Annotated in this window: 43 protein-coding genes and 1 rRNA gene; 42 read left to right on the top strand and 2 right to left on the bottom strand. The window is 46.2% G+C overall.

The window, feature by feature from the left end; translation table 11 throughout:
- The first annotated feature begins 69 nt into the window (after window positions 1-69).
- The 38 genes from EJQ19_RS25700 to EJQ19_RS25515 all read left to right on the top strand — a co-directional run bounded on the left by EJQ19_RS25700 (window position 70) and on the right by EJQ19_RS25515 (window position 22,053).
- Window positions 70-1,788, top strand: coding sequence for a protein kinase domain-containing protein (locus EJQ19_RS25700; protein ID WP_164716720.1), 1,719 nt, complete (start codon window positions 70-72; stop codon window positions 1,786-1,788).
- A 309-nt stretch (window positions 1,789-2,097) separates the two neighbouring features.
- Window positions 2,098-2,406 carry a 30S ribosomal protein S10 gene (rpsJ, locus tag EJQ19_RS25695; RefSeq protein ID WP_023482171.1) on the top strand — a complete coding sequence of 103 codons (309 nt, stop codon included), beginning with the start codon at window positions 2,098-2,100 and terminating at the stop codon, window positions 2,404-2,406.
- Between the two features lie 46 nt (window positions 2,407-2,452).
- On the top strand, window positions 2,453-3,076 hold the full coding sequence (gene rplC, locus EJQ19_RS25690) for a 50S ribosomal protein L3 (RefSeq protein WP_126144096.1): 624 nt from the start codon (window positions 2,453-2,455) through the stop codon (window positions 3,074-3,076).
- A 16-nt stretch (window positions 3,077-3,092) separates the two neighbouring features.
- Entirely contained in the window at window positions 3,093-3,719 is a 627-nt protein-coding gene (gene rplD, locus EJQ19_RS25685) for a 50S ribosomal protein L4 (protein WP_126144095.1), read from the top strand.
- A complete protein-coding gene (rplW, locus tag EJQ19_RS25680; protein ID WP_126144094.1) occupies window positions 3,716-4,006 on the top strand; it encodes a 50S ribosomal protein L23 in 291 nt (96 codons plus the stop codon). Before rplD ends, rplW begins: the two co-directional genes overlap by 4 nt.
- Before the next feature lie 31 nt (window positions 4,007-4,037).
- Entirely contained in the window at window positions 4,038-4,868 is an 831-nt protein-coding gene (gene rplB / locus EJQ19_RS25675) for a 50S ribosomal protein L2 (protein ID WP_126144093.1), read from the top strand.
- A 48-nt stretch (window positions 4,869-4,916) separates the two neighbouring features.
- Window positions 4,917-5,195 (top strand): 30S ribosomal protein S19, encoded by a 279-nt coding sequence (gene rpsS, locus EJQ19_RS25670; protein ID WP_126144092.1) that lies wholly within the window; start codon window positions 4,917-4,919, stop codon window positions 5,193-5,195.
- Window positions 5,196-5,220: 25 nt separating this feature from the next.
- Window positions 5,221-5,553 carry a 50S ribosomal protein L22 gene (gene rplV, locus EJQ19_RS25665; protein ID WP_126144091.1) on the top strand — a complete coding sequence of 111 codons (333 nt, stop codon included), beginning with the start codon at window positions 5,221-5,223 and terminating at the stop codon, window positions 5,551-5,553.
- 13 nt (window positions 5,554-5,566) lie between these two features.
- Window positions 5,567-6,229 (top strand): 30S ribosomal protein S3, encoded by a 663-nt coding sequence (gene rpsC / locus EJQ19_RS25660; RefSeq protein ID WP_126144090.1) that lies wholly within the window; start codon window positions 5,567-5,569, stop codon window positions 6,227-6,229.
- A gap of 3 nt (window positions 6,230-6,232) precedes the next feature.
- A complete protein-coding gene (rplP, locus tag EJQ19_RS25655) occupies window positions 6,233-6,667 on the top strand; it encodes a 50S ribosomal protein L16 (RefSeq protein ID WP_126144089.1) in 435 nt (144 codons plus the stop codon).
- Complete coding sequence (rpmC, locus tag EJQ19_RS25650) at window positions 6,657-6,854, top strand: 50S ribosomal protein L29 (protein WP_028557487.1); 198 nt, start codon at window positions 6,657-6,659, stop codon at window positions 6,852-6,854. The genes rplP and rpmC overlap by 11 nt, the downstream gene beginning before the upstream one ends.
- A gap of 34 nt (window positions 6,855-6,888) precedes the next feature.
- Window positions 6,889-7,152 carry a 30S ribosomal protein S17 gene (gene rpsQ, locus EJQ19_RS25645; protein WP_126144088.1) on the top strand — a complete coding sequence of 88 codons (264 nt, stop codon included), beginning with the start codon at window positions 6,889-6,891 and terminating at the stop codon, window positions 7,150-7,152.
- 36 nt (window positions 7,153-7,188) lie between these two features.
- Window positions 7,189-7,557 carry a 50S ribosomal protein L14 gene (rplN, locus tag EJQ19_RS25640; protein ID WP_028557485.1) on the top strand — a complete coding sequence of 123 codons (369 nt, stop codon included), beginning with the start codon at window positions 7,189-7,191 and terminating at the stop codon, window positions 7,555-7,557.
- 51 nt (window positions 7,558-7,608) lie between these two features.
- Window positions 7,609-7,962 carry a 50S ribosomal protein L24 gene (rplX, locus tag EJQ19_RS25635; protein WP_241243086.1) on the top strand — a complete coding sequence of 118 codons (354 nt, stop codon included), beginning with the start codon at window positions 7,609-7,611 and terminating at the stop codon, window positions 7,960-7,962.
- 29 nt (window positions 7,963-7,991) lie between these two features.
- Window positions 7,992-8,534, top strand: a complete 543-nt coding sequence (rplE, locus tag EJQ19_RS25630) for a 50S ribosomal protein L5 (RefSeq protein WP_126144087.1) — start codon at window positions 7,992-7,994, stop codon at window positions 8,532-8,534.
- A 36-nt stretch (window positions 8,535-8,570) separates the two neighbouring features.
- Window positions 8,571-8,756, top strand: coding sequence for a type Z 30S ribosomal protein S14 (locus EJQ19_RS25625; RefSeq protein WP_126144086.1), 186 nt, complete (start codon window positions 8,571-8,573; stop codon window positions 8,754-8,756).
- A 32-nt stretch (window positions 8,757-8,788) separates the two neighbouring features.
- Window positions 8,789-9,187 (top strand): 30S ribosomal protein S8, encoded by a 399-nt coding sequence (rpsH, locus tag EJQ19_RS25620; protein WP_126144085.1) that lies wholly within the window; start codon window positions 8,789-8,791, stop codon window positions 9,185-9,187.
- A 29-nt stretch (window positions 9,188-9,216) separates the two neighbouring features.
- Entirely contained in the window at window positions 9,217-9,759 is a 543-nt protein-coding gene (rplF, locus tag EJQ19_RS25615) for a 50S ribosomal protein L6 (RefSeq protein ID WP_126144084.1), read from the top strand.
- Window positions 9,760-9,830: 71 nt separating this feature from the next.
- Entirely contained in the window at window positions 9,831-10,199 is a 369-nt protein-coding gene (rplR, locus tag EJQ19_RS25610) for a 50S ribosomal protein L18 (protein WP_126144083.1), read from the top strand.
- A 26-nt stretch (window positions 10,200-10,225) separates the two neighbouring features.
- Window positions 10,226-10,723, top strand: a complete 498-nt coding sequence (gene rpsE / locus EJQ19_RS25605; protein ID WP_126144082.1) for a 30S ribosomal protein S5 — start codon at window positions 10,226-10,228, stop codon at window positions 10,721-10,723.
- Window positions 10,724-10,734: 11 nt separating this feature from the next.
- The gene (rpmD, locus tag EJQ19_RS25600; RefSeq protein ID WP_126144081.1) at window positions 10,735-10,923 is read left to right on the top strand and encodes a 50S ribosomal protein L30; all 189 of its coding nucleotides are present in this window, start codon (window positions 10,735-10,737) and stop codon (window positions 10,921-10,923) included.
- Between the two features lie 37 nt (window positions 10,924-10,960).
- Window positions 10,961-11,401 (top strand): 50S ribosomal protein L15, encoded by a 441-nt coding sequence (gene rplO, locus EJQ19_RS25595; protein ID WP_126144080.1) that lies wholly within the window; start codon window positions 10,961-10,963, stop codon window positions 11,399-11,401.
- On the top strand, window positions 11,401-12,705 hold the full coding sequence (secY, locus tag EJQ19_RS25590) for a preprotein translocase subunit SecY (protein ID WP_126144079.1): 1,305 nt from the start codon (window positions 11,401-11,403) through the stop codon (window positions 12,703-12,705). The genes rplO and secY overlap by 1 nt, the downstream gene beginning before the upstream one ends.
- 85 nt (window positions 12,706-12,790) lie before the next feature.
- The gene (locus EJQ19_RS25585; protein ID WP_126144078.1) at window positions 12,791-13,444 is read left to right on the top strand and encodes an adenylate kinase; all 654 of its coding nucleotides are present in this window, start codon (window positions 12,791-12,793) and stop codon (window positions 13,442-13,444) included.
- Entirely contained in the window at window positions 13,441-14,193 is a 753-nt protein-coding gene (gene map, locus EJQ19_RS25580) for a type I methionyl aminopeptidase (RefSeq protein WP_126144077.1), read from the top strand. Before EJQ19_RS25585 ends, map begins: the two co-directional genes overlap by 4 nt.
- Before the next feature lie 9 nt (window positions 14,194-14,202).
- Entirely contained in the window at window positions 14,203-14,493 is a 291-nt protein-coding gene (locus tag EJQ19_RS25575; protein ID WP_126144076.1) for a KOW domain-containing RNA-binding protein, read from the top strand.
- 2 nt (window positions 14,494-14,495) lie between these two features.
- Entirely contained in the window at window positions 14,496-14,714 is a 219-nt protein-coding gene (gene infA, locus EJQ19_RS25570) for a translation initiation factor IF-1 (RefSeq protein WP_009676800.1), read from the top strand.
- Between the two features lie 109 nt (window positions 14,715-14,823).
- Window positions 14,824-14,937 (top strand): 50S ribosomal protein L36, encoded by a 114-nt coding sequence (gene rpmJ / locus EJQ19_RS25565; protein WP_003333770.1) that lies wholly within the window; start codon window positions 14,824-14,826, stop codon window positions 14,935-14,937.
- 19 nt (window positions 14,938-14,956) lie between these two features.
- Window positions 14,957-15,325, top strand: coding sequence for a 30S ribosomal protein S13 (gene rpsM / locus EJQ19_RS25560; protein WP_126144075.1), 369 nt, complete (start codon window positions 14,957-14,959; stop codon window positions 15,323-15,325).
- 19 nt (window positions 15,326-15,344) lie between these two features.
- On the top strand, window positions 15,345-15,740 hold the full coding sequence (gene rpsK, locus EJQ19_RS25555) for a 30S ribosomal protein S11 (RefSeq protein ID WP_028557470.1): 396 nt from the start codon (window positions 15,345-15,347) through the stop codon (window positions 15,738-15,740).
- Window positions 15,741-15,865: 125 nt separating this feature from the next.
- Window positions 15,866-16,810, top strand: a complete 945-nt coding sequence (locus tag EJQ19_RS25550) for a DNA-directed RNA polymerase subunit alpha (RefSeq protein ID WP_126144074.1) — start codon at window positions 15,866-15,868, stop codon at window positions 16,808-16,810.
- 24 nt (window positions 16,811-16,834) lie between these two features.
- Window positions 16,835-17,200, top strand: coding sequence for a 50S ribosomal protein L17 (gene rplQ, locus EJQ19_RS25545; RefSeq protein WP_057304263.1), 366 nt, complete (start codon window positions 16,835-16,837; stop codon window positions 17,198-17,200).
- Window positions 17,201-17,348: 148 nt separating this feature from the next.
- Window positions 17,349-18,110, top strand: coding sequence for a tRNA pseudouridine(38-40) synthase TruA (truA, locus tag EJQ19_RS25540; protein ID WP_126144073.1), 762 nt, complete (start codon window positions 17,349-17,351; stop codon window positions 18,108-18,110).
- A 172-nt stretch (window positions 18,111-18,282) separates the two neighbouring features.
- Complete coding sequence (gene rplM, locus EJQ19_RS25535) at window positions 18,283-18,720, top strand: 50S ribosomal protein L13 (protein ID WP_126144072.1); 438 nt, start codon at window positions 18,283-18,285, stop codon at window positions 18,718-18,720.
- 18 nt (window positions 18,721-18,738) lie between these two features.
- Complete coding sequence (gene rpsI / locus EJQ19_RS25530; RefSeq protein ID WP_126144071.1) at window positions 18,739-19,131, top strand: 30S ribosomal protein S9; 393 nt, start codon at window positions 18,739-18,741, stop codon at window positions 19,129-19,131.
- 204 nt (window positions 19,132-19,335) lie between these two features.
- Entirely contained in the window at window positions 19,336-20,028 is a 693-nt protein-coding gene (locus EJQ19_RS25525; RefSeq protein WP_126144070.1) for a phosphoadenylyl-sulfate reductase, read from the top strand.
- Between the two features lie 97 nt (window positions 20,029-20,125).
- Window positions 20,126-20,887 (top strand): N-acetylmuramoyl-L-alanine amidase CwlD, encoded by a 762-nt coding sequence (gene cwlD / locus EJQ19_RS25520; protein WP_126144069.1) that lies wholly within the window; start codon window positions 20,126-20,128, stop codon window positions 20,885-20,887.
- Between the two features lie 56 nt (window positions 20,888-20,943).
- Window positions 20,944-22,053, top strand: a complete 1,110-nt coding sequence (locus tag EJQ19_RS25515) for a P-loop NTPase (protein WP_126144068.1) — start codon at window positions 20,944-20,946, stop codon at window positions 22,051-22,053.
- Between the two features lie 48 nt (window positions 22,054-22,101).
- Here the strand turns inward: EJQ19_RS25515 and gerD are convergent, their stop codons facing one another.
- Window positions 22,102-22,872: a spore germination lipoprotein GerD gene (gene gerD / locus EJQ19_RS25510; RefSeq protein WP_126144067.1), complete on the bottom strand. Its 771-nt coding sequence runs from the start codon at window positions 22,870-22,872 to the stop codon at window positions 22,102-22,104.
- Between the two features lie 143 nt (window positions 22,873-23,015).
- Here gerD and EJQ19_RS25505 point away from each other — a divergent pair, with 143 nt between their 5' ends.
- Complete coding sequence (locus EJQ19_RS25505) at window positions 23,016-23,603, top strand: KinB-signaling pathway activation protein (protein WP_126144066.1); 588 nt, start codon at window positions 23,016-23,018, stop codon at window positions 23,601-23,603.
- Between the two features lie 40 nt (window positions 23,604-23,643).
- Here the strand turns inward: EJQ19_RS25505 and pdaB are convergent, their stop codons facing one another.
- Window positions 23,644-24,411 (bottom strand): polysaccharide deacetylase family sporulation protein PdaB, encoded by a 768-nt coding sequence (gene pdaB / locus EJQ19_RS25500; RefSeq protein WP_126144065.1) that lies wholly within the window; start codon window positions 24,409-24,411, stop codon window positions 23,644-23,646.
- A gap of 111 nt (window positions 24,412-24,522) precedes the next feature.
- Between pdaB and EJQ19_RS25495 the strand changes: the two genes are divergently transcribed.
- From EJQ19_RS25495 to EJQ19_RS25485, 3 genes are all read left to right on the top strand, one after another.
- Window positions 24,523-25,134 carry a stage II sporulation protein M gene (locus tag EJQ19_RS25495; RefSeq protein WP_126144064.1) on the top strand — a complete coding sequence of 204 codons (612 nt, stop codon included), beginning with the start codon at window positions 24,523-24,525 and terminating at the stop codon, window positions 25,132-25,134.
- Between the two features lie 148 nt (window positions 25,135-25,282).
- Window positions 25,283-25,513: a hypothetical protein gene (locus EJQ19_RS32685; RefSeq protein WP_090826664.1), complete on the top strand. Its 231-nt coding sequence runs from the start codon at window positions 25,283-25,285 to the stop codon at window positions 25,511-25,513.
- 298 nt (window positions 25,514-25,811) lie between these two features.
- Window positions 25,812-25,953 (top strand): 16S ribosomal RNA (locus tag EJQ19_RS25485); the annotation flags it as partial.

Below are 25,953 nucleotides of genomic sequence, written 5' to 3'. Positions count from 1 at the left end.
TACAAAGACGGACTGCCTTGAATATGGTACGATACAGATATCTAACCATTACATACAAGGAGCCGCATGATGCTGAATGTAACGGGATATCACATTAATCAGGTTATTTTTGAAGATGCAACGATCGTCGTATGCCATGCAACTTCCGATGAATTGAAGCGTGAGGTTTTGCTGAAAATCGTCAAGGAAAGCCATCGCGCTATTATAGAGAACGCTAAACTCATTAATGAATATGAAATCGCCGGCAGCGTCACGATTCCGGGGATTATTAAACCCCTTGCCTTGTTGCGTCAGGGTAATGGCTTAATTCTCGCCAGCGAGTGGGTTCATGGGCTGACGCTGCGCCACTTTACACGTTCCGGCCCGCTCGACATTCCGGTGTTTCTGCGTATTTCCATCCAAATTGCGCGGGTACTCGAGCAGCTTCACAAGGCAAACGTTGTGCACATGAACATCCGGCCTGACACGATTGTTGTTGTCCCGAGCGCACTGCGGGTTCACCTAACGGGTCTGGGGCACGCCGTTCTTCACGTACCAGATGGCAGTCCCGGACGGAGCATGCCGCTTATTGAAGGCGCGCCGCCTTACATGGCCCCGGAACGGACAGGCCTTCTCAACCGAATGATCGAAGGAAGCAGCGATCTATATTCGCTTGGCGTTACGCTCTATGAAGCGTTGACCGGACGCTTGCCTTTTGAAGCGAAGGACCCTCTGGAATGGGCTCATGCGCATCTGGCTAGAAGGCCAATTCACCCCTCGGAGTTGCGTGGAGAAATACCATATATAATAGAAGAAATAATTTTGAAGCTTCTAGAGAAGACCACAGATCGCAGGTACCAAAGCGCTTATGGGCTTCGTGCTGATCTGGAAAGATGTCTGCAAAGTTGGGAACAAAACGGTGTTTGCGAACACTTTGATATCGGAACTTTGGATGCGCCGCTGATGCTCGATGTTGTTTCGGGATCGCCTGTGAACCAGACAGTTCATGTACAGCAAAGACACGAAGTTGAATCGTCGACTGGAGGCTATGCGAATGTCCTGGAGCTGGCCGCGGTGATGCGGGCTTCTCAAGCATTTGCGGAAGAAAAGGATTCGTACCATCTCCTGCACAAATTGATGCAGATTACGATTGAAGCGGCGGGCGCGGAGCGTGGATGCTTTGTGAGCTTGCGTGGGCAGGAGCTGATCGTGGAGCATATTGCAGATGCCCGTAATGCGCAAGCGACGGGTTCGTTCGGGATGCCGCTGGCTAACTGCACAGAGGTCTGTCAAAACCTGATCACTTACGTCGCATTGAAGCGTACCTATGTGATTCTTGATCAAGCATCGCGTGTTGGCCTATATGCGGACGATCCTTATGTGCTTGCCAATCAGCCGCAATCGATTCTAGGCTTGCCTGTTTTCGCACAAGGCGATTTGCAGGGGATTCTTTATCTCGAGAACAACTATGCTCCCTATGTCTTTTCCGCCGATCGGCTAGGCGTTCTCCAAATGCTCTCCTCGCAGATCAGCTATGTGCTTAAGCTAATCGGTTATTATAGTGCGCCTCAGCCTTTGAAGGACTTGATACCTGCCGCGGCGTTAACGGAGCGGGAGCGGGAGGTACTGCAGTTCATGGCGGCAGGTATGTCCAATAAAGAGATCGCTGATCGCCTCATCATGTCTGCAGGGACCGTTAAGGTGCATATGCGCAATCTATTTGCAAAGCTTCAAGTGAATAACCGCGTCAAAGCAGTGGCTGCAGCAACACAACTGAACTTGCTCCAAGAGCAGCGAATAGCCGATTGATTTGGAAAGAGATTGCACTGGAGATGGCGTGTTTCTTCTATTATAATCAGGTTATTGTGCCGATGAGCGATGGGATGATAGTAGGTAATGAGCGGCAAGGGTGCTATGTTTAAAAAAGATGGTATATGCCTAAGATTTTGCTTGCTATTCGTATTTATTTTTTATATAATATAAAACGTTGGTCTGTGACGTTGCGATGATGCGAAAGGTTGCCGACACACCCGGACCCTTTGCCATGGGTTAGGTGGTTGGAGAATTTTCGCGGAGTATGTCCGATACTAAATTGGGCGATAGAAGGAGGGACTTTAAATGGCAAAGCAAAAAATTCGTATCCGTTTGAAGGCGTATGATCACAGAGTTATTGATCAATCTGCTGAGAAAATCGTGGAAACTGCCAAGCGTTCCGGTGCAGGTGTATCCGGTCCGATTCCGCTTCCAACTGAGAAGCAAATCATCACGATTCTTCGTGCGGTGCACAAGTACAAGGATTCGCGCGAACAATTCGAAATGCGTACGCATAAGCGTCTGATCGATATTGTGAATCCAACACCACAAACAGTTGATGCTTTGATGCGTCTGGACTTGCCGTCTGGCGTTGACATCGAGATCAAACTGTAAAACTATTATAGAAACGAATGTTTAGGAAGGAAAAGAGGTGTCAACGATGAAAGGTATCTTAGGAAAAAAACTTGGGATGACACAAATGTTTACTGCGGAAGGTAACGTAGTTCCAGTAACAGTCATTCAAGCAGGACCATGTGTGGTTTTGCAAAAGAAAGATGTGGATAACGACGGTTATGAGTCGATCCAAATCGGTTTCGAGGACGTTAAAGCTAGCAGAACCAACAAACCGGAGCTTGGCCATGCGAAAAAAGCAGGGGCAACGCCTAAGCGCTACGTTAAGGAAATTCGTGGCATTCAGTTGGGTGACTATGAAGTGGGTCAAGAACTGAAGGCAGATCTGTTCGCAGAGGGCGAATTCGTTGATGTAACGGGTACTTCCAAAGGTAAAGGGTTCCAAGGTAACATCAAGAGACATAATCAATCCACAGGCCCTATGGCGCACGGTTCCCGCTATCACCGCGGACCAGGTTCGATGGGTTCCATTCAAGCGAACCGCGTACCTAAAGGTAAAAACCTGCCAGGTCAAATGGGTAACGAAACAGTAACATTGCAAAATCTTCAAATTCTTAAAGTAGATGCTGAACGTAACGTATTGCTCGTTAAAGGTTCCATTCCTGGTCCTAAAAACAGCTATGTTAGCGTGAAATCTGCTGTTAAAAAGTAAGGAAGGAGGAAGACAGATGCCAAAAGTAGCTTTATATAATGTAACAGGTGCTCAGGTAGGGGAAGTTGAACTGTCTGACGTTGTTTTCGGAATCGAACCTCACGTTCACGCGATGCATGAAGCAGTTCTTCTGCAACAAGCAGCTGTGCGTCAAGGTACTCATAAAACTAAAGGTCGTTCTGAAGTTCGCGGCGGTGGCCGTAAACCTTGGAAACAAAAAGGAACTGGCCGTGCTCGTCAAGGTTCCATTCGCGCTCCGCAATGGAAAGGCGGCGGTACTGTATTCGGGCCGACTCCGCGCAGCTATGGTTTTAAATTGCCAAGAAAAGTACGTCGCTTAGCGATTAAATCCGCGTTGTCCTCGAAAGTGATCGATAACAACCTGATCGTTCTGGATCAGCTTCAATTGAATGCTCCGAAAACGAAAGAATTCGTTGCCATTCTGAACAACCTGAAAGTTGATCGCAAAGTATTGGTTGTAGGCGTAGATAGCGACTCTAACGTTGCTTTGTCCGCTCGCAACATCCCAGGTGTGAAATTCGTTGCTGCTGATGGTGTGAATGTTCTTGATGTCATGCTGCATGACAAATTGATCATCACGCAAGAAGCTGTACAGAAAGTTGAGGAGGTGCTTGCACAATGAAAAATCCACGCGACATTATCAAGCGCCCGATCATCACTGAACGTACAAGCGACCTGATGGTTAACAAAAAGTATGTTTTCGAAGTGGATCTTCGCGCTAACAAAACAGAAATCAAACAAGCAATCGAAGCAATCTTCAAAGTGAAAGTTACAAATGTAAACACACTCAGAATGCCGGCTAAGCCTAAACGTTACGGTCGTCACTTTGGCTACACTTCCGAATGGAAGAAAGCAATCGTGTCCCTGAGCGCGGACAGCAAAGAACTGGAATTCTTTGAAACGGTATAAAACACATTTTTGAAGTAAGGAGGGAATCCGAGTGCCAGTAAAAAAATATAAACCAACCTCTCCAGCGAGACGTTCGATGTCGGTTTCTACTTTCGAAGAAATCACAACATCAACACCGGAGAAATCTTTGCTTGCTCCTTTAAGCAAAACAGCTGGTCGTAACAACCAAGGTAAAATTACGGTTCGTCACCACGGCGGTGGCCACAAGCGTAAATATCGTATCATTGACTTCAAGCGTACGAAAGATGGAATACCAGGACGCGTTGCTACAATCGAGTACGATCCTAACCGTTCCGCTAACATCGCATTGATTCACTATGCTGATGGTGAGAAAAGATACATCATCGCGCCTAAAGGTTTGAAAGTTGACGATCGTATCGTATCCGGATCGGATGCAGACATCAAAATCGGTAACGCTCTTCCTTTGGAAAACATCCCAGTGGGTACAGTTATCCACAACATCGAGTTGAAACCTGGTAAAGGCGGACAATTGGTTCGTGCTGCAGGTACAGAAGCTCAATTGCTCGGTAAAGAAGAAACTTACGTAACAATCCGTCTTTCTTCCGGTGAAGTTCGTAAAGTGCTGAAAGTTTGCCGCGCTACAATCGGTTCTGTTGGTAACGAAGATCACGAGCTCGTGAAAATCGGTAAAGCAGGACGTAATCGTTGGAAAGGCAATCGTCCACAAGTTCGTGGTGTCGTCATGAACCCGAATGATCACCCACACGGTGGTGGTGAAGGCCGCGCTCCAATCGGTCGTAAATCTCCTATGTCTCCATGGGGCAAACCGACTCTTGGTTACAAAACGCGTAAAAAAGGCAAAGCTTCCGATAAATACATTGTACGTCGCCGTACGAAGTAATAACGGTCATATGAATTCTCTTGAGGTTCAAAGAAGGGAGGAACACCCATGGGTCGCAGCTTAAAGAAAGGTCCTTTTATTGATGGACACTTACTGAAAAAAGTAGAAGACTTGAACAGTTCTAACAAGAAAGTTGTTGTTAAAACGTGGTCCCGTCGTTCTACAATCTACCCGCAATTCGTTGGTCACACTTTCGGAGTTTATGACGGAAGAAAACACGTGCCAGTTTACGTAACGGAAGATATGGTTGGACATAAGCTCGGTGAGTTTGCTCCAACACGTACGTACAAAGGTCACGATGACGATAAGAAAACCGGAAAACGTTAATTTTTAACCGAGAGGAGGTACTACCATGCAAGCTAAAGCAGTATTGAACCACGCTCGGATTGCTCCTCGTAAAGCAAAGTTAGTTGTAGACTTGATTCGGGGAAAAGCGGTAGGTGAAGCGATCGCGATTCTGCGTCATACACCGAAAGCAGCTTCTCCTATTCTGGAGAAACTCTTGAACTCCGCAATTGCCAATGCAGAGCATAACTATTCGCTAGATCCAAATAACCTTGTTGTGTCCGAGACTTTCGTCAACCAAGGGCCGACAATGAAAAGATTCCATCAACGTGCAATGGGCCGCGCTAGCGCGATCAGAAAACGCACAAGCCACATTACAATCGTGGTATCTGAGAAATAAGGAGGGATAACGTGTGGGTCAGAAGGTAAACCCGGTAGGTTTTAGAATTGGTGTCATTCGTGATTGGGAGTCCAAATGGTTCGCAGAAAAAGATTTCGGAACTCTGCTGCTTGAAGACGTCAAAATCCGCGAATACTTAAAAAATAAACTTAAAGATTCGGCAGTTTCCCACATCGATATCGAGCGCGCGGCTAACCGTGTGAACGTAACGATTCATACTGCTAAACCTGGTATGGTTATTGGTAAAGGCGGAGCGGAAGTTGAAGTTATTCGTAACTACATCGCTGCAATGTCGAACAAGAAAGTCCATATCAACATTTCCGAAATTAAAAGCCCTGATCTGGATGCTATCCTCGTAGCTGAGTCCGTAGCTCTTCAACTTGAGCGCCGCGTATCTTTCCGCCGTGCGATGAAGCAAGCTATGCAAAGAACGATGAGATCCGGAGCAAAAGGTATTAAAATCGCAACTAGCGGACGTCTTGGCGGCGCTGAGATCGCTCGTACGGAAGGATATAGCGAAGGAACGGTTCCACTTCATACGCTTCGTGCAGATATCGACTACGGTACAGCAGAAGCACACACTACGTACGGACGTATTGGTGTGAAAGTATGGATCTATCGTGGAGAAGTGCTTCCGACAGCTAAGAAAAAGGCTCAGCCGGAAGGAGGAAACTAAATCATGTTAGTACCTAAACGTGTAAAGCACCGTAAAGAACACCGTGGTAACATGAAAGGGCGCGCTAAAGGCGGCACAGAAGTGGCTTTTGGCGAATTCGGTTTGCAGGCAACTGAACCGGCTTGGGTAACCAACCGTCAAATCGAAGCAGCTCGTATCGCGATGACACGTTACATCAAACGTGGCGGTAAAGTATGGATCAAAATCTTCCCTGCTAAACCTATTACGCAAAAACCTCTTGAGGTTCGTATGGGTAGCGGTAAAGGTAGCGTAGAGAAATGGGTTTCCGTAGTTAAACCGGGCAAAATTTTGTTTGAACTTGCTGGTGTCAGCGAAGAAGTTGCTCGCGAAGCAATGCGTCTTGCTGCTCACAAGCTTCCAATCAAAACGAAGTTCGTGAAAAGAGAAGAAGTAGGCGGTGAAGCAAATGAAGGGTAGTGAATTCCGGAACTTAACCACTGCTGAAATTGAGCAAAAAGTTAATGGTTTTAAAGAAGAACTCTTCAACCTCCGTTTTCAATTAGCTACTGGTCAGTTGGACAACCCGACTCAAATTCGTGACTTGCGTAAAGAGATCGCTCGTGCCAAGACTATTTTGCGTGAAAGAGAATTGGGGATTGGCTAATTAGCTAACCATATTAGAAGGGAGGATTCCTTACATGGCTGAACGTAATGATCGTAAGGTTCTGATCGGTAAAGTTGTCAGCGATAAAATGGATAAAACCATCGTTGTTGCTGTTGAAACTTACAAAAAACATGATCTCTATCACAAGAGAATCAAATATACGAAAAAGTTCAAAGCGCATGACGAGAACAACCAAGCTAAAATCGGCGACACCGTAAAAATCGCTGAAACAAGACCGTTGTCCAAAGAGAAATCTTGGAGACTGGTTGAAGTTCTCGAAGTGGCAGTTGTGATCTAATAACTTAAGACTTGAACCCCGAAAGGAGGGAATACGATGATTCAACCATTTACTCGTTTGGCTGTCGCTGACAACTCCGGTGCGAAACAATTGATGTGCATCCGCGTATTGGGTGGTACTGGGCGTCGCGTTGGTCACATTGGTGATCTGATCGTATGCTCTGTAAAAGAAGCAACACCAGGTGGCGTTGTCAAAAAAGGTGACGTTGTAAAAGCCGTTATCGTTCGTACTAAGAGCGGCGCTCGCCGTAAAGACGGTTCTTACATCTCTTTCGACGAGAACGCAGCGGTTATCGTGAAAGAAGATAAAAGCCCACGTGGTACTCGTATCTTCGGACCAGTTGCTCGCGAACTTCGTGACAGAGACTTCATGAAGATCGTATCCTTGGCTCCAGAAGTTATCTAAGAACAGTGATGCTCGTTTTCCATTCGGAAAACCCCAGGAGGTGTAAAGCTAGTGCCAAGAACAAAAAAGAGACTCGAATCTCACAACAATAAATTGCACGTGAAGAAAGACGACGTAGTTTTTGTTATCACTGGTAAAGACAAAGGTAAGAAAGGCCGCGTTATCGCAGCTTATCCTCGTCAAAACCGTGTGCTTGTAGAAGGTGTAAACATGGTTAAGAAACATGCGAAGCCAACTCAACAAAACCCACAAGGCGGCATCTTGACTCAAGAAGCAGCAATCCACGTTTCCAACGTGATGCTGATTGACCCTAAGAGCGGCAAACCTACTCGCGTAGGCTACAAAGTATTGGATAACGGGACAAAAGTTCGCGTTGCGAAAAAATCCGGCGAAGTTATCGACTAATACAACAAGCATGGAAAGGAGGCCAATGAATCATGGCAAGATTGAAAGATCGTTACCTGAACGAAATTACACCTGCTTTAATTCAAAAGTTCAACTACACAACTGTAATGCAAGTACCTAAAATCGAGAAAGTTGTCATCAACATGGGTGTTGGTGAAGCCGTTTCGAACTCCAAAGTACTTGACACTGCAGTAGAAGATCTTCAAAAAATCGCAGGTCAAAAACCGGTTGTAACAAGATCCAAAAAAGCGATCGCAGGTTTCAAATTGCGTGAGAACATGCCGATCGGGGTTAAAGTAACACTTCGCGGCGAGCGCATGTATCACTTCTTGGATAAATTGTTCAACGTATCGCTTCCACGCGTACGTGACTTCCGCGGTATTTCCAACAAAGCGTTTGACGGCCGCGGAAACTACACACTTGGTTTGAAAGAGCAGCTCATCTTCCCAGAGATCGAGTATGACAAAGTTGATAAAGTTCGTGGTATGGATATCGTTATCGTAACAACGGCTAAGTCCGACGAAGAAGCTCGCGAGCTTTTAACACAACTCGGAGCGCCTTTCGTAAAATAGGTTCCTAGTCGTACCTATCAGGAGGTGTTATATTAAGTGGCAAAAACTTCGATGAAAATCAAGCAACAGCGTGCCCCGAAGTTTAAAGTGCAAGCATACACACGTTGTGAGCGCTGCGGGCGTCCGCATTCCGTTCTGCGTAAGTTCAAAATTTGTCGGATTTGTTTCCGCGAATTAGCACATAAAGGTCAGATTCCTGGCGTTAAGAAGGCAAGCTGGTAATCACCCTATTTTCGGGAAGGAGGTTTACACAAATGGTCATGTCAGATCCAATTGCAGATATGCTTACTCGCATTCGTAATGCGAATATCGTTCGTCATGAAACAGTTGAAATTCCTGCATCCAAAGTGAAGAAGGAAATCGCTGAAATCCTCAAAAAAGAGGGATTTATCCGTGACGCTGAATATGTTCAAGACAGCAAGCAAGGTATCATTCGTTTGTTCCTGAAATACGGTTCGAACAATGAGCGTGTTATTTCTGGTTTGAAAAGAATTTCGAAACCAGGCCTGCGCGTGTACACAAAAGCACAAGAAATCCCTCGTGTTTTGGGCGGACTAGGGATTGCCATCATCTCCACATCTCAAGGAGTTATGACGGATAAAGAAGCTCGTCAATCCAAAGCTGGCGGAGAGGTTATCTGCTACGTTTGGTAATACAATTGTAATTGAATGGAGGTGCAAACATGTCTCGTATTGGTCGTAAGCCAATCACCATTCCAAGTGGTGTAAATGTAACACTAGAAAATTCTCAAATCACGGTTAAAGGTCCAAAAGGTACGCTTTCCCGTGAGCTTCATCAAGATATGAAAGTTAGTGTTCTTGAAAACGAGATTTCTGTTGAGCGTCCTTCCGACAATAAACTCCACCGTTCCCTTCACGGTACAACTCGCAGTGTTGTAGCTAACATGGTTAGTGGCGTTACGGAAGGCTTCACGAAATCTTTGGAACTGGTCGGCGTTGGTTACCGTGCTAACAAATCCGGCGACAAGCTGGTCCTGAACGTTGGTTACTCCCACCCGGTAGAAATCACTCCTGAATCCGGTATCGAGTTCGAAGTTCCTTCGAACACGAAGATTATCGTTAAAGGGATCGACAAAGAGCGCGTAGGCGCGATTGCAGCGAAAGTTCGTTCCGTACGCGAACCTGAGCCTTATAAAGGTAAAGGGATCAAGTATGAAGGCGAGCGCATCCTTCGTAAAGAAGGTAAAGCAGGTAAGAAGAAATAAGATCGTAAGATCACGGCTTGATGTAAGCCGCAACCTCGCATCATAAGCTGATGAAAGGAGTGCAAGATTAAATGATTACTAAAGGCGATAAAAACAAGGCTCGTTTGAAAAGACACCTTCGTGTTCGTAAGAAAATCGAAGGCACTACAGCTCGCCCACGTTTGAACATTTTCCGTTCTTCGAAACATATGTACGCTCAACTTATCGATGACACGACGGGAGTAACAATCGTATCGGCATCGACTCAAGATAAAGATTTGAAAAGCGAAATCGGCAACGGCGGTAACGTTGAAGCTGCTCGTAAAGTGGGCGCTTTGATCGCAGCTCGCGCAAAAGAGAAAGGTGTTCAGCAAGTGGTTTTTGACCGCGGCGGATACCTGTACCACGGACGTGTGCAAGCATTGGCTGACGCAGCTCGTGAAGCTGGTCTTGAATTCTAAAAAACATTTATAAGGAGGTAAAAGACTTGCGTGTAGATCCTAATACTTTAGAGCTGACTGAAAAAGTTGTTAACATTAACCGCGTAGCTAAAGTAGTTAAAGGCGGACGCCGTTTCAGCTTCAGCGCACTTGTTGTCGTTGGCGATGGCAAGGGCTGGGTTGGTGCAGGCATCGGTAAAGCATCTGAAGTTCCAGATGCGATCCGTAAAGGTATTGAAGATGCGAAGAAGAACTTGATCCATGTTCCAATCGTAGGCACTTCGATTCCTCACCTTGTAACTGGTCGCTTTGGCGCAGGCCGCGTTCTGTTGAAACCGGCATCCCAAGGTACTGGTGTTATCGCTGGTGGTCCAGTACGTGCAGTACTTGAGCTTGCTGGTATCGGCGATATTTTGACAAAATCCCTAGGTTCTTCGAACTCCATGAACATGGTAAACGCAACGCTTGAAGGCTTGAGCCGCTTGAAAAAAGCGGAAGAAGTTGCTAAGCTTCGCGGCAAAACAGTTCAAGAGCTGTTAGGTTAGGAGGGGTAAACATGGCGAAACAATTACAAGTTACCCTAAAGCGTAGCCTGATTGGCCGTCCTGAAACGCAACGCATTACTGTGAAAACACTGGGTCTGCGCAAGCTGAACCAAACTGTTGTTCACCAAGATAATGCTGCTATCAGAGGAATGGTTAATCAAGTTAGCCATCTTGTAGAAGTTAAAGAAATCGAAGCTTAAATGCTATATAATTAAGATTTAGAGGAGGTGTGCAACGATGAAGTTACATGAGCTAAGTTCTGCAACTGGTGCTCGTCAAACTCGCAAGCGTGTTGGACGTGGTACAGGTAGCGGCATGGGTAAAACATCAACTCGCGGACACAAAGGTCAAAATGCACGTTCCGGTGGCGGTGTTCGTCCTGGTTTCGAGGGTGGTCAAAACCCATTGTACCGTCGTCTACCGAAACGCGGTTTCACGAACCGTTTCCGTACGGAATACGCAATCGTAAACCTGGAAGATCTGAACAATTTCGCAGCTGGTACTGAAGTCACTCCAGAAGTTTTGAAGGAGTCTGGTATTGTTAAAGCCCCTAAAGATGGCATCAAAATCCTAGGGAACGGTGAAATCACAGTAAAATTAACCGTTAAAGCGAATAAGTTCTCTCAATCGGCGATTGAGAAAATCCAAGCTGCCGGCGGTCAAACCGAGGTGATTTAATGTTCAGTACCATTGCCAACATCTTTAAAGTAGAAGATCTTCGCAGAAGGATTGTGTTTACACTTCTCTTGCTCATCGTCTACCGGTTGGGTGCTTTCATTCCGGTGCCTAACATTAATACAGATGTTTTGAAACTTCAAGATCAAGCGAATCAAAGCGATGTCTTTGGTTTGCTTAACACGTTTTCGGGCGGTGCTCTTTTCCAATTCTCCATCTTTGCGATGGGAATTATGCCCTATATCACGGCATCCATTATCGTTCAGCTTTTGTCCATGGACGTAGTCCCGCGCTTTGCGCAATGGGCAAAAGAAGGCGATGTTGGCAGAAAGAAAATGACGCAGGTGACTCGTTACGGTACGATTGTTCTTGGGTTGATTCAAGCCTTCGGTCTTTCCATCGGATTTAACCGCCTCTACAGCGGTTTGGTGATTGATGCAGGCTTTACAACTTATGCGCTAATCGCGATCGTACTGACAGCTGGTACAGCTTTCTTGATGTGGCTTGGGGAGCAAATCACGGAGTATGGGATTGGAAATGGTATTTCCATTATCATCTTTGCCGGTATCGTCGCGGCGATTCCTACGGGGATCCAGCAAATCTATAAATCGCTTTTCGCTTCAGACGCAGCGCTGTTTCTGAATATCGTGAAGCTGATTATTATTGCTGTCGTCATAATCCTGATTATTGCGGGTGTCATCTTTGTACAGCAGGGCGTTCGAAAAATCCCTGTACAATATGCCAAACGCGTCGTCGGTCGTAAAATGTATGGCGGACAAACAACGCACATTCCACTTAAAGTGAATGCCGCGGGTGTTATTCCTGTAATCTTCGCATTGTCCCTATTGATGTTTCCTCCAACAATAGCGAGCTATTGGAGAGGCAACGTTGTAGCAGAATGGATCATCAACAACCTGAGCATTAACCAAACTGCGCCAATAGCGATTGTACTTTATGTACTGCTGATTATCGGGTTCACTTACTTTTACACCTTCGTTCAAATTAATCCGGTACAAATGGCGGACCAGATGAAGAAGAACGGTGGCTACATACCTGGGATTAGACCGGGTAAAACCACTTCGACTTATCTGACTCGCGTAATGACTAGAATTACTCTTTCTGGTGCTTTGTTTCTTGCAGCAATCTCAATCCTACCAATGTTGTTTGGCGGACTTGCCGGACTCCCTAGTTCGGTTAAGATAGGTGGTACATCTTTACTTATCGTAGTAGGCGTTGGTCTTGAGACGATGAAGCAAATCGAGAGCCAATTGATTAAGCGTCATTACAAAGGATTTATCAATAAATAGCATATAGGTTCTGGTGCGCGATTGTTGCGACATCGGCACCTATTGTGCTGTTCGTAATGCCGAGTGCGATGGGGAGGTTTAATTTGTGAACGTAATATTTATGGGGCCTCCTGGTGCAGGCAAAGGTACGCAAGCAGAGAAAATCGTTTCCGAATTTCAAATTCCTCATATCTCGACAGGCGATGCGTTTCGTTTGGCGATGAGCCAAGGCACTCCGCTGGGTGTTGAGGCTAAGAAATATGTGGATCAGGGCCTTCTGGTTCCAGATGAAATTACGAACGGTATTGTGAAAGAGCGTCTTGCCCAACCGGATTGTGATAAAGGATTTTTGCTTGATGGGTTCCCAAGAACGGTAGCACAAGCAGATGCATTGTCTGATATCGTGGATTCCTTAGGTAAGAAGATTGAGCTTGTTATCAATCTGTCCGTTGATCGCAGTTTCCTGCTAGCTAGACTGACTGGCCGAAGAATTTGTAAATCCTGTGGTTCTACGTATCATGTGATTTTCAACCCACCTCAGCAAGAAGGCGTATGCGATAAATGTTCCGGTGAGTTGTACCAACGTTCGGATGATACGGAAGAGAAAGTCGGAACTCGTTTGGATGAGTACATCAACAAAACGGCTCCGCTGCTGGATTACTACCAAAAGAGGGAATTATTGCGTGAGGTTAACGGAGAGCAAGACATTCATGCGGTAACCGAGCAAATTAGCTCGCTGCTCCGAGGTTTAGCGGAATGATCATTTGTAAGTCCGAGGTTGAACTAGACCTTATGCGAGAAGCTGGGCGGATCGTAGCTGAAACGCACAGACTGCTCTCAAGGGCGATTCGTCCGAACATTACAACGAAAGAACTTGATCAGATCGCAGAGGAATTCATTCGCAGTCAGGGAGCGATTCCATCTTTCAAAGGCTACAACGGTTTTCCCGGAAGCATTTGTGCTTCAGTCAACGAAGAATTAGTTCATGGTATTCCTGGTCCAAGAAAGCTGGCTGAGGGCGATATCATCTCCATTGATATTGGCGCTCAGTATAAAGGTTATCATGGAGATTCTGCATGGACGTATCCGGTCGGTGAAATTTCCGAGACCGCGCAGCGTTTGCTGCAGGTAACGGAACAATCGCTTTACCGGGGGATAGCAGAAGCGAAACCGGATGTCAGACTCTATACGCTGTCGCATGCAATCCAAACTTGTATTGAAGACGCAGGCTTCTCCGTGGTTATCGAATACGTTGGTCACGGCATCGGAACAGATCTTCACGAAGAACCGCAAATTCCGAACTATGGAATCCCTGATAAAGGTCCTAGACTCAAACCAGGCATGGTCTTAGCCATTGAACCGATGGTGAACGTTGGCGAAAGATTTGTCCAAACACTCGAAGACGATTGGACGGTCGTGACAGCGGATCGCTCGCTATGTGCCCACTTCGAACATACGGTTGCAATAACGGCAACAGGTTATGAAATATTAACTTTGCCTAGATCGTAGGTGAATGGCATGAATAGTAAGTATCCTGTCATAGGTCAAATCGTAAAGGTGCTTCGCGGTAAAGATCCCGGAGAATATGCGATCGTGATCGGCATCGAGGATGAACGGTTTGTCTGGCTTGCCGACGGCGTCAATCGCAAATTCGATCAGCCGAAAAAGAAGAACCTGCATCATCTTCAGTTACAAGATCAGATTAGCAGTGAAGTAGAAGAGAGCATCAGGGAAACAGGACGTGTCACGAACGGAAAGCTGCGTCATGCGCTTGCCAAATTCGTTGAAGCACAAGAGAAAGGAGAATGACTGTGGCCAAAGAAGATGTAATTGAAGTAGAAGGTACAGTGATTGAACCTCTTCCGAATGCAATGTTTAAAGTTGAATTGGAAAATGGTCATAAAATCCTAGCCCATGTATCCGGTAAAATCAGAATGCACTTCATTCGCATTTTGCCTGGAGACAAGGTTACCGTAGAATTATCGCCTTACGATTTAACAAGAGGCCGTATAACCTACCGTTTCAAATAAATGTTCGGCTTACAAGTAAGTTACTCTCTCAAAGGCGTATGCTTACGAAGCAAGTTTTCTCACGAAAACGCAACATGGTTGCTTACGATGAAAAGGAGGAGGGCTTAAAATGAAAGTAAGACCGTCGGTTAAACCGATTTGTGAAAAATGCAAAGTAATTCGCCGTAAAGGCAATGTTATGGTTATCTGCGAAAATCCTAAACACAAACAAAAACAAGGTTAGAAGGAGGTGCAATCTGTAGATGGCACGTTTAGCTGGTGTTGACTTACCTCGTGACAAACGAGTCGTAATCGCGTTGACTTACATTTTCGGTATTGGCAATACAACTGCACAAAAAATTATTGCTGAAACTGGGATCAACGGTAGTACTCGCGTTCGCGACCTTACCGAAGACGAAGTTAGCAAAATTCGTGACGTAATCGACAAAACCCTGAAAGTAGAAGGGGATCTTCGTCGTGAAATCTCGTTGAACATCAAACGCTTGATCGAAATCGGATCTTACCGCGGTCTTCGTCACCGTCGTGGTCTTCCTGTTCGTGGTCAACGTACTAAAACAAATGCTCGTACACGTAAAGGTCCTCGTCGTACAGTAGCGAATAAAAAGAAATAATAAAGGAGGTAAGAGCTAAATGGCAAAGCCTAAAAAAGTTGTCCGTACAAAACGTCGTGACCGGAAAAATATTGAGAGCGGTGTTGCACACATCCGTTCCACATTTAACAATACGATCGTTACAATTACGGATCCGCATGGTAACGCAATTTCTTGGGCAAGTTCCGGTAACCTTGGTTTCAAAGGTTCCCGTAAAAGCACACCATTTGCAGCGCAAATGGCAGCTGAGAAAGCAGCTAAAGCAGCAATGGAGCACGGCTTGAAAACTGTTGAAGTGATGGTTAAAGGTCCAGGCGCTGGCCGTGAAGCAGCAATCCGCTCTTTGCAAGCAGCAGGCCTCGAAGTAAACCTGATTAAAGACGTGACGCCGGTTCCTCACAATGGCTGCCGTCCTCCAAAACGTCGTCGCGTATAATTCAGGATCACTTTGTAGTATAATTATTCCAAAATCGTGAATAATGGTTTGAAGGATAGATATACTAGATTTTTTTGAACGAAGTATCCAGAGGGAACCGACGTATTGAATGGAGGGTACATTTCATGATCGAAATCGAAAAGCCAAAAATAGAAACTGTAGCTCTAAGTGAAGATGGTGCGTATGGTCGATTTATCATCGAACCGTTGGAGCGCGGCTACGGTACAACCTTAGGTAACTCACTACGTCGTATTCTACTGTCCTCTTTGCCGGGGGCAGCAGTAACCTCTGTCCAAATCGATGGCGTTTTGCATGAATTTTCAACGATTCCTGGCGTGCTTGAGGATGTTACGGAAATTATCCTCAATCTGAAAGGTCTGTCGTTGAAAATTCACTCCGATGAGGAGAAAGTGCTTGAAATTGATGCTGAAGGAGAAGGTATCATCACTGCGGCTGATATTCGCGGTGATAGCGACGTGGAGATCCTTAACCCGGATCTGCACATTGCTACGCTTTCTTCCGATGCGCGTCTTCATATGAGGATTCATGCGGGCAGAGGGCGCGGTTACGTCCAATCAGACAAAAATAAGCGTGAAGATCAACCGATCGGCGTCATTCCGATTGATTCTATCTATACGCCTATTACACGGGTAAACTACTCCATTGAGAATACTCGCGTCGGCCAAGTGACGAACTATGATAAGTTGACCCTCGAAGTGTGGACTGATGGCAGTATTCGACCTGAAGAAGCAGTAAGCTTGGGCGCGAAAATCCTGACAGAACATTTGCTGTTGTTCGTTGGTTTGACGGATGAGGCAAAAGACGCTGAGATTATGGTTGAGAAAGAAGAAGACAAGAAAGAGAAAGTTCTGGAGATGACAATCGAAGAACTGGATCTCTCTGTTCGTTCTTACAACTGCTTGAAGCGTGCGGGTATTAACACCGTTCAAGAACTGATTACCAAAACAGAAGAAGACATGATGAAGGTTCGTAACTTAGGTCGTAAATCCCTTGAAGAGGTTCAAGAGAAACTCGAAGAGCTGGGTCTGGGTCTACGTAACGAGGAATAATCGTGACAGAAGGAGGTTAACTCAATGAACTACAGAAAGTTGAACCGCGATTCCAGTAATCGTAAAGCGTTATTTCGCGATCTGGTAACAGATCTGTTCATACATGAGCGCATTCAAACTACTGAAGCAAAAGCAAAAGAAATTCGTTCGATCGCTGAGAAGTTAATTACTCTTGCGAAACGCGGAGATCTTCACGCACGCCGTCAGGTTGCTGCTTTTGTTCGCAGAGAAGCTGCTAACGAGAATCAAGATGCGATTCAAAAACTATTCTCTGATTTGGCAACTCGCTACTCCGAGCGTCCAGGCGGATACACACGTATCCTGAAACTGGGACCACGCCGCGGCGACGCAGCGCCAATGGTTTACCTAGAGCTAGTAGATCGCGCATAAAAAAGACGGATGGGAAAGGGTGGACGGAATCGCTAGATTCTGGTGAAGCCCTTTTTTTGCGGTCTTGGCTCGACACCTACGGAGCTGCGAGGAAATGAGCGATACCTTTTTTCGTCGCGGACTCAAAGATGACTCAGGAGGAACAACCTTGAGAAATCTCCGTTTTACGATAAGCTATGATGGTACGGCCTACTCCGGCTTTCAAATACAGCCTCAATCAGATACGATTCAATATCGGCTGGAGAAGGCGGTTTGGATGCTCACCGGAGAAACCGTGAAGGTGATTTCCTCTGGGCGCACCGATGCCGGCGTACATGCGAAAGCACAAGTGATTAATTTTACGACAAACTCTCAGATTCCTGTCGAACGTTGGTGTCTGGCGCTTAATGCTAGATTGCCCAAGGACATTGTTGCCCATACCGCGGAAGAAGTCCTTCCCTCCTTCCACGCTCGTAAAGCCGCGAAACGCAAAACGTACTGTTATACGATTCGCACAGCGCGCTTCCCTGATGTTTTTCACCGCAGTTATGAGTATCATCATCCCACCCCTTTGAACGTGGAAGCCATGAGAGAGGCGCTGCCTTGCTTAATCGGCGAGCATGATTTTACTTCGTTTTGCACGGTAAGAACGGATAAAGAAGTGAAGGTGAGAACGCTCTACGAAGCTCGATTGGAAACAGAATCCGACGGCTTCCTGGATAGCGGCTCGATCGATCGGCTGCGCTTCTTTGTGAGCGGCAACGGGTTCTTATATAACATGGTAAGAATCATGGTCGGCACCTTGATCCAGATCGGTGAAGGGAAGCGACCAAGCAGCGATATGCAGCGCATCCTTGAGGCCAAAGACCGCGCATTGGCAGGACCTACAGCTGAGGCTAAGGGCTTAACGATGTGGAAAGTCGACTATTAAAAAGATCAGCATAAGACTTGATTCTTCGAGCGTGATCGTGTAAAATATAACTTGGCGTTTCGTGGTCGGCTATCCCACAGCCCCAGGCTACGGAAACCAACAATCCATCACTTAAGTAAAATTAACATCTAATAACCTACGTATTTGAGATATATTTTTAGGAGGACTAAGCATGCGCACCACATATATGGCTAAGCCAAATGAAGTAGAGCGTAAATGGTACATCGTTGACGCTGCTGGCCAAACTCTTGGCCGTCTTGCAAGTGAAGTTGCAAGCATCATCCGCGGTAAACACAAACCGGAATTTACTCCACATGTGGATACAGGCGATTTCGTAATCGTCATCAACGCTTCCCAGATCAAACTGACTGGTAAGAAAATGCAAAACAAAATGTACTACCGTCACTCTTTGTACCCAGGTGGTTTGAAAGTGACTTCTGCACAGGACCTGCTGAACAGCAAACCTGACCGCATGATCGAATTCGCCGTACATGGCATGCTTCCTAAGAACCGCCTAGGCGACAGCATGAAAACAAAGCTGAAAGTCTACGGTGGCGCAGAGCACCCACACCAAGCACAACAACCAGAAGTTTGGAATCTTCGCGGTTAATATAAGGAGGAACGTTTCGTGGCACAAGTTCAATATTATGGAACGGGTCGTCGTAAGCATTCGGTAGCGCGTGTGCGCCTTGTACCGGGTGAAGGACGCATCATCATTAATAAACGTGAGTTAGATGAGTATTTCGGTCTTGAAACTTTGAAATTGATCGTGAAGCAACCATTAGCGTTGACGGAAACTGTTGGTAAGTACGACGTTCTGGTTATCGCGAACGGTGGCGGCATCAGCGGACAAGCTGGCGCAATCCGTCACGGGATTTCCCGTGCATTGTTGAAAGCTGATCCTGAGTACCGTGGATCCCTGAAAAAAGCAGGCTTCCTGACTCGTGATTCCCGCATGAAAGAGCGTAAAAAGTACGGCTTGAAAGCAGCTCGTCGCGCTCCTCAATTCTCCAAACGTTAATATTCGTGCTTTTGCACACCCTCGAGAACCTTTCCGGCATATGTTGGAGAGGTTCTTCTTTTTAGCTGTCCGTCTAGTTCTATAAAGCTTCAAAGAAGTTAATACCAAAATGATCAAAAGTCATTGACATAGCGGTGAAGTCGGATATAATAAAGTTATTCATATTATATTGGTCGGAATTAACGACATTGGAGGAATCGTAAGATGAATCTATTTGAAAAAGAAGCGTTTGTTACGAAGGCTGCAGAAGAATTTGAAAGCCAATCCCCAGAGGCACTTCTGAAACTTGCTATAGAGACGTTTCCCCGTTTGACGCTGGCATGCAGCTTTGGTGCAGAAGATGTCGTGCTTGTAGATATGCTGCAAAAAATCAATCCCAACGTGGACATTTTCTACTTGGATACGAACGTGCATTTCCAAGAGACGTATGAAACGAGAGACCGTCTTGAACAGCATTATGGCACAAAGTTCGTTCAAGTACTTCCAAAACTGACGCTTGAAGAGCAAGCGGCGCAATATGGCGATGAGCTCTGGAAATCGGATGCGAATCAATGCTGCAACATTCGTAAAGTAGATCCGCTGACGGATATTCTCAGAAACTACGACGCATGGATCACCGGGATCCGCCGCGACCAAGCGCCTACACGTGCGAATGCCAAAAAAGTGGAATACGATGTGAAATTCGGTCTCATCAAATTCAACCCATTGGCAGACTGGACGTCTGAAGACGTGTGGAATTACATCCGTGAACATGATGTGATCTACAATCCGCTTCATGACCGCAACTATCCTAGTATCGGCTGCTCGCACTGCACGCGGCAAGTCATGCCGGGTGAAGACCCTCGTGCAGGACGTTGGTCGAATTCGGAGAAAACGGAGTGCGGCCTGCACAAATAAGCTGGAATCCGTAGTCGAAGGAACAACAAGGTATATTTGTCCACCCTGTCCCATATAGATGTTACAGAGTCTATAGGGGAACAGAGGTGGATTTTTTATGCGCAAAAGAAAGAAGAGGCTGGTCGTCTGGCTAACCTTCCACGGCAGCCTGAAGCTGCTGCTCTCGGCGATGCTTGTTGCACTCATTGTTTTTATTTATGCTTATGAGCTTCCTCAATCGAAGTCCGTTTCGCAGTGGAGCTTGCCCCTATCCGGCAAAACAATCGCCTTAGATGCGGGCCATGGTGGGCCTGATGGCGGTGCTTCGAGCAAGAATGGGGTGATTGAGAAGGACATTAACCTGGCCATTACCCTTCATCTTCGTGATTTCCTGCAGCAGGCGGGAGCTGTGGTCGTCTTAACGCGTGAGACGGATACCGATTTAGCGGAATCGGGTACGAAGGGGTACAGCAAGCGGAAAACGGAAGACCTTCACAATCGCGCTGACCTGATCAATAATACGGATGCTGATTTATTTTTGAGTATCCATCTCAATAGCATTCCTTCTGAGAAATGGAGAGGGGCACAAACGTTCTACTATTTGAACAATCCGGAGAATCCGAATCTAGCCGCTCTTATCCAATCCGAAATTAAGCGGAATCTGGAGAACACGGACCGGGTGGCAAAAGTGGCGGACAAAACCGTGTATTTGCTGAAAACCTTGAAAATGCCAAGCGCTCTTGTGGAAGTCGGCTTTCTGTCTAATCCTGAAGAAGCAAAGCTGCTTGCGGACGAGAAATACCAGAAAATGCTGGCTGCATCGGTCTATCAGGGAATCTTGCGCTTTTTTGCAGGGGAAAAAGTGGGTTCTACAACATAATGTGATATAATAAAAGCCACGAAGGAAAGTAGATTACGAACAAAAGGTGTGTGGCTATGATTCAACGAGAACAATTGATGGAAGCATTGCAGCCTCTCATAGATCCGCAATTTCAGAAGAGCGTCGTCGAGCTCAACTTGGTGCGTGACGTCATGATTAAAGAAGAGGCCATATCCTTGAGTGTCATTACGACATCGGACGACGAAGGATATAAAGAAGAGGCAAAAGCATTTATTGCCGACGCGCTTGGGGCGCTGGGAGCTTCTCAGGTGCATGTTCGGTTCAGACTGATGACCGATCATGAAAGAGGCCGGATTGAGCAGGAGATGGGCGGACATCAGCATCAGCATGAGCACGCCGCGCAATCCCAACAGAAACCGGTACAGCCGCCGATCGATCAACCGATTCTTGGACAAGAGTCCAAGGTGCATTTTATCGCGGTAGCGAGCGGCAAGGGCGGTGTGGGCAAGTCGACGGTAACGGTGAACCTCGCAGTTGCGCTGGCACGCAAAGGGAAAAAGGTTGGAATTATCGATGCTGACATTTACGGCTTCAGCATTCCGGATATGATGGGGATTGAGGAGCAGCCGCAATTAGTTGACAACGTCATAATGCCGGTTGAGAAGTTTGGTGTTAAAGTTATTTCGATGGGCTTCTTCGTGCAGGATAACGCGCCTGTTGTGTGGCGGGGGCCGATGCTGGGCAAAATGCTTCGCAACTTCTTCAACGAAGTGAAATGGGGCGATGTTGAATACATTTTGCTCGACTTGCCTCCAGGCACCGGGGACGTAGCGCTTGATGTACATCAGCTTATCCCTCAAAGTAAAGAAGTCATTGTCACGACGCCTCACGCAACAGCTTCCTTTGTGGCAGCTAGAGCCGGGGCGATGGCTATTCAGACGAACCATGAGATTCTGGGTATTGTTGAGAATATGTCCTATTACGAGGCCAAGGACGGTACTATCGATTACGTCTTCGGCAAAGGCGGCGGCGCTAAGCTTGCTGAGAACCTGCATACCGATTTGCTTGCGCAGATCCCGTTAGGCGCGCCAGACAATCATATTTCGGAACCGGATTATTCGCCATCGGTGTACAAGGCTGATTCCAAAGCGGGACAACTGTACCTCGAAGTAGCGGAAGCGGTCATTCAGAAGTTGGAAAAATAGGAAAAGAGCGTGCCTTCCGGCACGCTCTTATTTGTTGAACAGAAGGACTTAGGAGCCAGAATCGGACTCGGAATCGCTCTTCTGTTCGCCCTCTTTTTTATCAGAGCCGGAATCATCTTTCTCCTTCTCTTTATCCTGTTGGCTATCCTTCGATTGACTCGATTGATTCCCCTTCGATGCACTCTGTGCGGTGGGAACTTGCTCCTGCCTCGTTTGCTGCACAATGGCGGCCTTCAAAAGCTCGACCATCTGGGCCTTGAACAGAGGACTTTGCAACGATTCTTCCATAACGGTCATCATTTGCTGGCGGTAAGGCGCAGTTTTCATGACATCGAGAGTCATTTTCTCGTATTCGGGATTTTTCATCGCATCGATGAGCGCTTTTTGATAGGTAGGATCTTTCAGCAACTCTTTGAACATTTGCTTGGTGTCTTTCTGAATCGCTTTGGCGAAATCGCCAGCAAATTTCGGGTCTTTCATCATGTCGGTTAGAAATTGATTGTTCTCTTTGGAGGTCAGAACATCCTTTACAGCCATTTGCAGCTGCAGCGATTCGTTCGCCGATAGCAGTTTGATTTGAGACTGCCCAGCGAAGCTGTTGGTGCCGACCTCACCGTTCATAATCGCTTGGTTGGCTACGCTGATCGCCTTTTTGCCCTCGTCCGATTTGAGAATATCCAGAACCATCGCCTTTTGCTCTTTGTAGGTGTAGCCCTGCGATTGTCCCTGAGAGGAGTTGTCCGTCCCGCAGGAAGCCAAGAGGACTGCCATCGAAATGATCGGTATAACATGAACTTTTTTAAAGGTCGTAGTGAACATGACCGAATCTCCCTTCCCGTAGCTTTATAATATACCAGTAGTATGTGTGAAAAGGGGAAGATTATAAGAGGCTATCATTGGATTTTTCCCGGAAAGGTTGGTACAATTAACAATTAGAGTTGAAAATCGTGGAGGGAAATCAGTTGACGCTGCGGAAATGGTTTCATTTGTTTTGGACAACCTTGTTACTGGGCATCGTTGTATCAACGGTGATCGGATTAATTCTTCAATTATCAGACAAAGATTTTTCGGTAATGGGCCTGTCTGGCTATGGATTTAATTTGCTTATTATGATTCTAGGCGGAGGCATTATCAGTTTACTCAGTCAAATGGGCTTTTTCGCCTATTTAATTGTCCGTTTTATCGCGATTGGCATCATCAGGTCCAAGACGGTTTGGGAATTGCTGCAGCTCGCCGTCGTCATTGTCGTGATGTTTGATCTCGTGTATTTGCGTAAAAATGGTTCAGGTTCATTGTCCAGTTATTTCATTACACCAATCATCATTCTGATCATTGCGGTAGGCATTGGCTACTGGAAAGTGAAATTGACCAACCGCAACGCTTTTATTCCAACGCTTTTCTTTATGACGGTCGTAACGGTGTTGGAGGCCGTTCCTGCACTCCAAGAGGATAATGCCGCGACAACTCTTTTTATGTTTGCACCGCTGATTGTGTGCAATGCATGGCAAATCCTGACCCTGCATAAAATATTGGAAAACAAAAAGAGCTAAATCATTAGCTCTTTTTGTCTGTTTAGGTATGAAAGCGGCTTTAGGCTTGGTCTTCCACCGGCACTGTATCCACTTCGGTCTGCTTGATGAGATCACTCACCGTCACGAATTGATAGCCTTTGTCGCGGAGTTGTTTGATGATGACCGGCAGCGCTTCATTCGTTTGCAGGGAGGCGTCGCTGGCATGCAGCAGCACGATGTCGCCCGGGTGCGCTTTGTTAACAACGCGGTTGATCAGCGTATCTACGCCTTTGTTCAGCCAATCCTGGGAATCGGTATCCCATTGAATCACCGAGTAGCCCATATCGTCGGCAATGCGCAGCACACGTTTGTCGAAATCACCGTTAGGCAGTCGAATGAGGCTCGGCTCTTTTCCGATCAATTCAGTCAAAATACTGTGTGCTGTAGAAATTTGTTTGCGAATTTCTTCGTCGTCAAGCTTGCTGTAGTTCGTGAAGTCATTGCCGTGACTGCCGATTTCAAAGCCTGCTTTTTTGATCTGATCAACGATCTCCGGATGCGCTTTACTCCATGGGGAAGATAAGAAGAAGGTAGCCTCGCTGACGCCATTCTCCTTGAGCGTCTTCACGATCGGTTCTGCGCGCTCTTCCCCCCAGGAAATATCAAAGGTCAGTGCGATCACTTTTTTCTCGGTCTGTACGCTGTAAATCGCGGACGGCTCAGAATTCATGAAGACCGATACATGGCTTTGCTCGGAGTACACGATCGCAGCTGCAAAGACAACGGCAAGTGCGATGAAAACATACTGTTTGAGCTTGCTGGCATTAAAAACGAAAAAATAGTTCATAGACAGCCTGTACCTCCTTAACCTGCGAATGGGCAGAGCTTGTTTATCTTTTAGTAACTAATGTATGCTCGTACACAAAGCACTTATGCTTCGGGACATGGAGGAATGGACATGAATTTTAAAGGGTTGTTTCGGCATTTTACCGATATGAAGCATTACTTCGTCGTTGTGTTGGTCGTTTTTGCAATTAGTTTTTATTTGGGTTGGGCCAATTCCGATCGGTATTCGTTCTTTCTGGAAGGGCAGCTGCAGGGTCTAAAATCCGTTAGTCAATCGCTTAGTGCAAAGGGGAATCCGCAGATTTGGTATTTTATATTTATATTTCTGAATAATGCGGTAAAATCGGTCCTGATCATCTTCCTAGGTCTGTTCTTCGGGGTGCTTCCCCTGTATATGTTGGTTGCCAATGGGATGATTCTGGGTTATGTACTTTCCTTGCAAACAAATGAAAGTACGCTTTCCGTCGTTCTCAAGGGGATTCTACCGCATGGTATTATTGAGATCCCTGTTATTCTTATTGCTTGCGCATATGGTTTAAAGGTCGGCATGCTAGTATGGAAAATGGGGGGTCAGTTGTTCCTTCCTGTTGAAAGAAGGACGGCGCGGCGCGAGCTTGCGAATGTCTTCCGACTGAGTAAAACGTTGATCGTGGCCATCGTGGCGCTGCTCCTGCTTGCGGCGATTATTGAAAGCACGCTAACCTACTGGTTGGTTCATTTGTAAAATATTTTCAAATCCCAGTCATAAAACTGTAAAAATCTGAGCATAACAATAAGGCAGAAATGAAGCGGACGAACAATTTCGGCCCAATTTCTGAATTACACTGTATGTGCCGTAAATCTCTACAGTTGAGAGGGGTTTGAAGGGGTGTATGCTAGGATTTTTGTTCAATGACAGAGAGTGCAGAGAATTGGATTACGTGCTTCGCAAAGAGTTGGATGAAATGTTATTTGATTTAAACGATAAAAGGATCGATCAAGAAATAAAGGGTGCTATCGAGTCCAGATACAAAGTAATCTTCCGCATGTATGCGCGGCTCGCGACTCCCAAAGAGATTTCCAAGTATGCCAGGAACCGCAATTACCAAGCACAGAAAAAATAGAGGATAAGTGCTTGACTTATCCTCTAATCGTGTGTTAACTTATAAAACGTCACTTTGAGGGCAACAGTCAAATTCGTTAGATCGGACAGGCTGTAAAAAAAGTTTTTTGAAAAAAACTTGCAATCACAGATGATAATGTGATATATTGAAAAAGTCGCCGCTAAACGAGGCGATGAAAAAAGCAAGTCATTGTTCCTTGAAAACTGAACAACGAGTGAGTAAGCAAATCGGTTGAGTAATCAACTATAATGAGATTGAAAAATCTCGCTAGCAAGTCAAATGAGCAAGTCAGATTTTCTTTATGGAGAGTTTGATCCTGGCTCAGGACGAACGCTGGCGGCGTGCCTAATACATGCAAGTCGAGCGGTCCCTTCGGGGATAGCGGCGGACGGGTGAGTAACACGTAGGCAACCTGCCTTTGAGACTGGGATAACTATCGG

Source organism: Paenibacillus whitsoniae (assembly GCF_003955665.1).
GTDB lineage: Bacteria > Bacillota > Bacilli > Paenibacillales > NBRC-103111 > Paenibacillus_E > Paenibacillus_E whitsoniae.
This window is presented reverse-complemented; position numbering and strand designations above follow the sequence as displayed.